Consider the following 7,045-nt stretch of genomic DNA (forward strand, 5'->3'; position numbering starts at 1 on the left):
GGTGTGGTGGCACGCCCGCCCTTCTCGCCGGGGCGAGCTGTCTGGCGTCCCCGCGTCGCCCCGCGGTGCCCGCGCCCCGCCCCGCCCCGCCCGCCCCCCGGCCCCCCCCCACAACTGCCGGACCGAGTCGAGGACCTTCTGCTCCCGCACCGGGTCGTCGATCGGCTGGTCCGTACCGAACTTCGCCGCCGCGACCTTGTCGCCGAGCAGGATTCGCTGCACCGCCAGGTCCGTCAACGCACCCAGCGGCCCCCACGCCCGGTGTGCCGGAGCCGACGCGGGCGCGGCAACGGTGGCCGAGGCCGCCGAAACACTGCCGAGCAGCACCGCCCCGATCATCGAGGACACCACCAACGGACGGGTCAAACCTCGGAAAACAGACATCGGCCACTCCTTCCGCGTTCGCGAATAACCGAAGCGCATTCAAGCAGCGTGCGTCAAACGCCCTTCAGAACACGATCAAGTGCCGCCCGGCCCGCAGGCCCCCAGTGCGGCTTACCACCGGGGAGACCGCGATCTCCGTTCTGCCCCATGAGCATCAGGAAGAGGCTCTTCAGGGCGGCCAGCCCGCGGGCGCGCCGGATCGCCGCCTCGTCTGCCTGCGCGTACCTGTCGAAGAACCGTGCGGCCGTGCCCGCGGGGAGCAGCACCCACGCGGCAGCGAGATCCCACGCCGGATCGCCGGCGAACAGGTCACCGAAGTCGACGATGCCCGAGAGCGTTCCGTCCGAGACGACGACGTTCGCGGGATGCAGGTCGCCGTGCACCCACACCGGCGGGCCCGCCCATTCGGGGGCCGCAGCGGCGTCGGCCCAGACGGCTCGGACGTCGGCAGCGATGTCGTCGGGAGCGACGGCCTGGAAGAAGTGCTCGAAGCCGTCCGTGCAGTCCCTGGGATGGGCTCCGCGGTCTGTGGCGATCGGCGCCTCGGCCGGTGCCTCCACATGGAGTGCCCGGAGGAAGCCCGCCAGCGTGTCGGCCGCGTGGTCGCCGCGGCTGATCGTGCCGTGGTCCAGCGGCTCGCCGGGAACCCACGTCATCACGGTCCAGTGCCGGGGGAAGCGCTCGGACGGTTCGCCGGACCGCACCGGCGTCGGCACCGGGAGCGGCAGGCGTGGCGCCAGCACGGGGAGCCACCGCCGCTCCTTGAACTGGAGCTCCGGGGTGGGGTCCATGCGCTGCATGCGCACGGCCAGCTCGTCCCCGAGGCGCCACATATGGTTGCCCCAGCCGCCCGCCACCTCGCGGATGGTCAGCCCCGCCAGGTCTGGATGTTGTTCCCGCAGCAGGTCGCGGACCAGGTCCGCGGTGATCTCGGTGTCGGTCATCCGGAGTCACTTTACCGAGTAGCCCGCCGCCCCCACCTGGTCCGCCACCTCGCGTCCCGGCCACCCGGACAGTCGAGGCACAACAGCAGCGGGGCGCGAGGAGCGGTTCCAGGAATGTCCGAATGATACGAGTCCGACGTGACCCGCCGGAACACATCCTCTTCGGGTGGGGGATTTCGGGATACCATCGTCGGCTCGGAGATGTGTCAGGGGTAAACCTGGGTCATAGGCCCTTGGCGGACGGTGTATCGCCGGTGAGCAGGAGCAGTTTTCCCGTGGTGCGGCGGGATTCGAGATCGCGGTGCGCCTCGGCCGCCTGTTCGAGCGGATAACGCCCTCCCACAGCCACGGTAAGTCCGCCCGACGCGATCATCGCGAAGAGGTCCGCCGAGTGTGCCAGCAGTTCCTCGCGGGTGGCGATGTGGTCGTGGAAGACCGGGTAGCAGATCTTGATGCTGCGCGGGAGCTCCTGCATGCCGATCGTCGGGACTTTCCCGATGAAGGGGCCGTAGTAGAGCAGGGTTCCGTTGCGACGCAGAGCGCGCATCGACGCGCGGAACGTCGATTCGCCGTTGCCGTCGAACACCGCGTGGACGCCTTCACCGCCGGTGAGCCGCAGAGCTTCGCCGACGAACGCATCGCCGGTCGAGACCAGCACGTGGTCGGCGCCGGCGTCCTTGGCCGAGGCCACCTTCTCCTCGCGCGAAACCACACCGATCACCTCGGCGCCGCGGTGCTTCGCGATCTGGACGATCAACCGCCCCAGCCCGCCCGCGGCGGCGTGGACGAGGACGACGTCGCCGTCCTGCACCGGGTATACCTCGGTGGTGAAGTGGTGGGCGGTGATGCCCTGCATCATCACACCGGCGGCGGCTTCGTCGGAGATCTCCGGCGGTACGGGCACCGCCGACGCCGCCGGGAGGACGATCTTGCCGGCGTAACTGCCGTAGGCGTAGACCCAGGCGACCCGGTCGCCGACGGCGAATCCGGTGACGCCGGAACCGAGCGCCCGGACGACGCCCGCCGCCTCGACACCGGGGACGAACGGCACCGTTCCGCCAACGGGGCCGTGCCGCCGCACGCCGGTGTCCATGAAGTTGACGCCCGCCACCGTGACGTCGACCAGGATTTCGCCCGGTCCGGGTTCCGGCTCCGGAACCTCCCGTGCGACGAGCTTTTCCGGCCCGCCGAGCTCCTCGATCACTATGGCCTGCATGGGTTTTCCCCTTTTCCGTCGGTGGTGATCTTCGTTGGCCAGGCCAGTGTCGTCCGGATAAAATGGACCGGCAAGTACAATCCTGGAGGTCCGCGTTGCTGACGAAGAAGGGCGCCGCGACCCGCTCGCGGATCATCGACGCCGCGGCGGCCGAGATCCGTGAACACGGCGTCAACGCCACCACACTGGACGACGTATGCCGGCGCAGCGGAACCGGCAAGAGCCAGCTCTTCCACTACTTCCCCGACGGCAAGGAACAGCTCCTCCTCGCGGTGGCCCGGCGGGAAGCCGACCGGGTGCTCGAAGACCAGCAGCCACACCTCGGCGCGCTGACCACGTGGCAGGCATGGGAAAGTTGGCGCGACGCCGTCGTCGAGCGCTACCGGCGGCAGGGGGTGCACTGCCCGCTCGGCATCCTGATCACCGAGCTGGGCAGAACCACCCCGGCAGCGCAGGAGGTCACCGGGCAACTGCTCGCGCAATGGGAAGCGCAGGTCCGTACCGGGATCGAGACGATGCGCGACAGCGGAAACGTCCGTACGGACCTCGATCCCGGCGCCACCGCGATGGCGATCATCACGGCGATCCAGGGCGGGGTCGCGATCCTGATGTCGACCGGGTCCGCCCGCTACCTGGAGTGCGCATTGGACCTGTGCCTCGATCACCTGCGTCCGGCCGGTGCGATGCCCTGAGGTTCGCGGAGCCGACGGCCCGCCTCGGCGCGCACGAAAACTCGACCGGGCCGGAATACGCGACACAGGATGTCGTGTATTGGTTGCGAGGCTGATCGGCGTGACGGACAAACCAGTGGCGACCGAGCCTAACGACCTGGGCAAGTATTTCGTCGAGCGCGCCAACGCGGGCGATGTCGACGGACTGGTGGCGTTGTACGAGCCGGACGCGGTGCTGGCGTTCCCGCCGGGCCATCTCGCGACCGGGCACGCGGAGATCCGTAAGGTGTTCGAGCGGATGGTGGCGGCCGGGACGGTGATCTCGCCCGGCAGGCAGCAGCCGGCGCTGGTGAGCGGTGACCTCGCGCTGACAGCGACCACGGTGGCCTCCGGTGAGGTGACCGCCGAAATCGCCCGTCGTCAGCCGGACGGGTCGTGGTTACGGGTCGCGGACCGGCCGCCACTCGTGCCGTGATGGCAGAGCTGACAGGTGGGGTGATTCCGATGCTCAGGATGGTGACGATCGGGGTCTACGGCTTCGACGGCGAGTCCTTCCTGCAACGACTGCGGCAGGCCGGCGTCCGCGTCCTGCTTGACGTACGCCAGCGCCGCGGCGTCCGCGGGCCCGAGTACGCCTGGGCGAACTCACGCCGGCTGCAGGCGGCCCTCGCTCAGGCCCGGATCGCCTACGAGCACCACCCCGAACTCGCCCCCACCACCGAGCTACGCCGGCTCCAGTACGCCGAGGACGACCGTCAAGGAGTCGGCAAGCGCTCGCGCCGCGAACTCGCCGCCGAGTACATCGGCCGCTACACCACCGAGATCCTCGACCGCGCCGACCTCGCGCCGGTCGTCTCGGCGCTGCCGGGTAGAGGGATCGCGGCGTTGTTCTGTGTCGAGCGCGACCCGGAGGCCTGCCACCGTTCGTTGATCGCCGAACGGTTGCAGGCCGGCCACCGTGCCACGATCGAGCACCTGCGTCCGTGGTGATGGACGAGCTGGATGCCCGCCTGCACCGGATCGGGCAGCACCGCTTCCGCGCGAGGTTCCGGCTCGGTGGCCGGGATCGGGCGGTGGTCGACCTGCGCGGCATCGCCACCGTCCGCAGGCACGCCGAGGACCTGATCGAGCGCAGGCTGGCCCCGGCCGCACCGCGCAACGACGGCCGTCAGACGCCCTATCGCGGGCATCCCGTGTTCGTCGCACAGCACGCCACCGCGACGTGCTGCCGCACCTGCCTGGCGCGCTGGCACGGCATCCCCGCCGGGCGTGCGCTCGACGACGCCGAGCGAGGCTACGTCGTGGAAGCGATCTGCCGATGGATCGTGGGCCAGTACGCTCCCCGCCGCCCGCCACCCTGACCGCGGCAGGGCCGATCAGTTTCCGCTGCCGTAGGGGCGGGTGAGGATCTCCAGCTTGTGCCCGTCCGGATCGTCGAAGTACACGCCGCGCCCGCCGTCCGCGTGGTTGATCTCGCCGGGCTTGGCCTTCTGCGGGTCGGCCCAGTAGGCCAGGCCGCGTTCGGTGATGCGGCCGAAGATCGTGTCGAATTCCTCTTCGCTGATCAGGAACGCGTAATGCTGCGGGATGATCTCGCCGTCGCTGTCCATGTAGTCCAGCGTCACGTCGTTGTCCACCTGCACGGCCATGAACGGGCCGAAAGGCGACGCGGCGGGAAGCCCGAGCAGATCGGTCAGGAAAGCCGCCGACGCCGTCTTGTCGCGAGCGGCGACGATCGTGTGGTTCAACTGGATGGCCATGATGTTCCCTCCGGTGTCCGGCCGGTGCGATCGGCAACCGAGCCACTACCGACGATAGAACGTCGAGTTAACTGGAGGTCAACGCCCGCGCGGCGCTGAAGGTGCCGCGCGGGCGTTTAACGGTTGTCGACGCCGCGTTGATCTCCGCGGGCGAACCTGGCCAGCGTGCCGTGACACGCACTTGCGTACGCGGCTGCCCGGGAACGGTGTAACTGCCTGAGCACCGGGCGAAACAGAGTCGAGCAAAAGACGACGCGGGCGGGTTGGTGCGTCGGACAGGAATGAGGGGAACCATGACGGTGGTCGACTGCCGGGCCGGGCGGCCCGTGCGGATGCGGTGGAAGGCGGGGATGGCGGCGGGGCTGCTCCTCGCCGGGGTGTCCGTGACGGGGTGCTCGTCGGGCACCGGCGCCACGGCGGGCCAGGCGGCGACGGCGAACCCGGCGGAGGCGGGCAAGGAATACAAGCCCTCCGGTCCGTTGAAGGCGGACACCGGGTTCCGGCCGGACAAGGATGGCTTCGGGTTCCAGAACTACGGCAACGAGGAGGGGATCACGAACCTGACCTCGAACGAGATGCGCAGGTTGTTCGGCGACAAGGTCTGCGCCGACGCCGCGGTGGGCAAATGCGATCTCACGCCGGAAGCCCAGATGTGGATGGAGCAGCAGAACGCCGGGATGAACGGCGGGCACTGCTACGGCTTCTCGGTGGCCAGTCTGCTGTGGTGGAAGAAAACACTGAACCCGGCGGAGCTCGGCGGCAAGCAGACGGTGGAGCTGGCGAAGGACAACGCGCCGGCCCAGAGGGAGATCGCCTACACCTTCGTGCACCAGTTCATGCCCACGGTGATGCAGAACAAGGTGACGGGCACCCCCAACGACATCGTCGACCGGCTGCTCAAGGAACTGAGGCCGGACAACCCGGAGACCTGGACGATCGGGATCTTCAAACGGGATGGCAGCGGCGGGCACGCGGTGACGCCGTACGCGGTCGAGGACAAGGGCGACGGGACAGCCCAGATCCTCATCTACGACAACAATTTTCCCAAGGCCGTGCAGCGCATCGACGTCGACCGCAAGGCCAACACCTGGAAGTACACCACCGCGGCTAACCCCAACGATCCGGCCGAGACGTACGACGGTGACGCGAGCACGAACACACTGTGGATGAATCCGAGCAATCCCGGCCTGCAACAGCAGCCGTTCCCGCCGGTGCCGCCCAGCGGAACCGGCGGTACCGGGGCGGCCAACCCGGCTCCGTCCCCGGGCGGGGCGCAGGCCGGTGGCGAGGCGATCGAGATCTTCCTCAACGGCAATCCGCGTGATCACGGCCACCTGGTGATCACCGACGACGCCGGCCGCCGCACCGGATACGTCAACGGCAAGCTGGTCAACGAGATCCCCGGCGCGCAGGCCATGACCAGGCTGGCGGCCACCTGGGAGGAGAACCTGGAGCCCTACTACGTCCTGCCCAAGGGAATCCACTTCAAGATCACGCTCGACGGCTCGGCCCTGAAGACCGAGGACACCGAGTCCGTCGCCATCATCGGGTCCACCTTCGACATGGCGGTGGAGGGAATCCGGCTCAAGCCCGGCGAGCAGGACACCATCACGCCCAGCGAAAAAACCGGTGATCTGACCTACACCCCCGGCAAATCGCAATCTCCCACCCTCGTCCTCGGGGCGACCTACCCGCATTCCTTCTACAGCGTCACGCTGAAGGACGCCGCGGTCGGCGACAACGGCACCGTCAAGGCGCAACTGCCGCCTGCGGGCGGTCCGTTCACTGTGGACGCCAGCCGGGCGAAGGCCAAGGGTTCGTACGCGGTCGAGGTGGAGCGAGAAGACGATCACGGTGTCCGCACCTTCCAACGCCAGGGCATCGCGCTGGAAGCCGGCGGTACGGCGGCTTTCGACTATCGCGCCTGGGACGGCGGCGGGCAGACGATCACCCTCACCCGCACCCAGCAGGGCGCTACCAGTACGGAGAACCTGACGTCCGAATGAGACTTCGGGACGTCGCTGCGGCGTGCCGGTAAGGCCACCTTGAGGGCGTCTGACTCCCTCAAGG

The 7,045-nt window shown here is 68.9% G+C and carries 8 protein-coding genes and 1 pseudogene; 5 read left to right on the forward strand and 4 right to left on the reverse strand.

Annotation, left to right across the window (positions count from 1 at the left end; all coding sequences use genetic code 11):
- From ACFWX1_RS47535 to ACFWX1_RS47545, 3 genes and pseudogenes are all read right to left on the reverse strand, one after another.
- Positions 1 to 384: pseudogene (locus ACFWX1_RS47535) on the reverse strand (hypothetical protein); the annotation flags it as partial.
- 53 nt (positions 385 to 437) lie between these two features.
- Positions 438 to 1,328 (reverse strand): aminoglycoside phosphotransferase family protein, encoded by an 891-nt coding sequence (locus ACFWX1_RS47540; protein WP_378396539.1) that lies wholly within the window; start codon positions 1,326 to 1,328, stop codon positions 438 to 440.
- Between the two features lie 223 nt (positions 1,329 to 1,551).
- Positions 1,552 to 2,544: a quinone oxidoreductase family protein gene (locus ACFWX1_RS47545; RefSeq protein ID WP_378396540.1), complete on the reverse strand. Its 993-nt coding sequence runs from the start codon at positions 2,542 to 2,544 to the stop codon at positions 1,552 to 1,554.
- A gap of 95 nt (positions 2,545 to 2,639) precedes the next feature.
- Between ACFWX1_RS47545 and ACFWX1_RS47550 the strand changes: the two genes are divergently transcribed.
- The 4 genes from ACFWX1_RS47550 to ACFWX1_RS47565 all read left to right on the forward strand — a co-directional run bounded on the left by ACFWX1_RS47550 (position 2,640) and on the right by ACFWX1_RS47565 (position 4,576).
- Complete coding sequence (locus ACFWX1_RS47550) at positions 2,640 to 3,236, forward strand: TetR/AcrR family transcriptional regulator (RefSeq protein ID WP_378396541.1); 597 nt, start codon at positions 2,640 to 2,642, stop codon at positions 3,234 to 3,236.
- Between the two features lie 115 nt (positions 3,237 to 3,351).
- A complete protein-coding gene (locus ACFWX1_RS47555) occupies positions 3,352 to 3,690 on the forward strand; it encodes a YybH family protein (RefSeq protein ID WP_378396546.1) in 339 nt (112 codons plus the stop codon).
- Between the two features lie 29 nt (positions 3,691 to 3,719).
- Entirely contained in the window at positions 3,720 to 4,205 is a 486-nt protein-coding gene (locus ACFWX1_RS47560) for a DUF488 family protein (protein ID WP_378396542.1), read from the forward strand.
- Positions 4,205 to 4,576 carry a DUF4186 domain-containing protein gene (locus tag ACFWX1_RS47565; RefSeq protein ID WP_378396543.1) on the forward strand — a complete coding sequence of 124 codons (372 nt, stop codon included), beginning with the start codon at positions 4,205 to 4,207 and terminating at the stop codon, positions 4,574 to 4,576. The genes ACFWX1_RS47560 and ACFWX1_RS47565 overlap by 1 nt, the downstream gene beginning before the upstream one ends.
- A 15-nt stretch (positions 4,577 to 4,591) precedes the next feature.
- On the opposite strand, the gene ACFWX1_RS47570 is transcribed toward ACFWX1_RS47565, so the two are convergent.
- Positions 4,592 to 4,975, reverse strand: coding sequence for a VOC family protein (locus ACFWX1_RS47570; protein WP_378396544.1), 384 nt, complete (start codon positions 4,973 to 4,975; stop codon positions 4,592 to 4,594).
- Positions 4,976 to 5,268: 293 nt separating this feature from the next.
- Here ACFWX1_RS47570 and ACFWX1_RS47575 point away from each other — a divergent pair, with 293 nt between their 5' ends.
- Complete coding sequence (locus tag ACFWX1_RS47575) at positions 5,269 to 6,981, forward strand: hypothetical protein (protein ID WP_378396545.1); 1,713 nt, start codon at positions 5,269 to 5,271, stop codon at positions 6,979 to 6,981.
- Positions 6,982 to 7,045 lie beyond the last annotated feature (64 nt).

The organism is Amycolatopsis sp. NPDC059021 (assembly GCF_042739895.1).
GTDB lineage: Bacteria > Actinomycetota > Actinomycetes > Mycobacteriales > Pseudonocardiaceae > Amycolatopsis.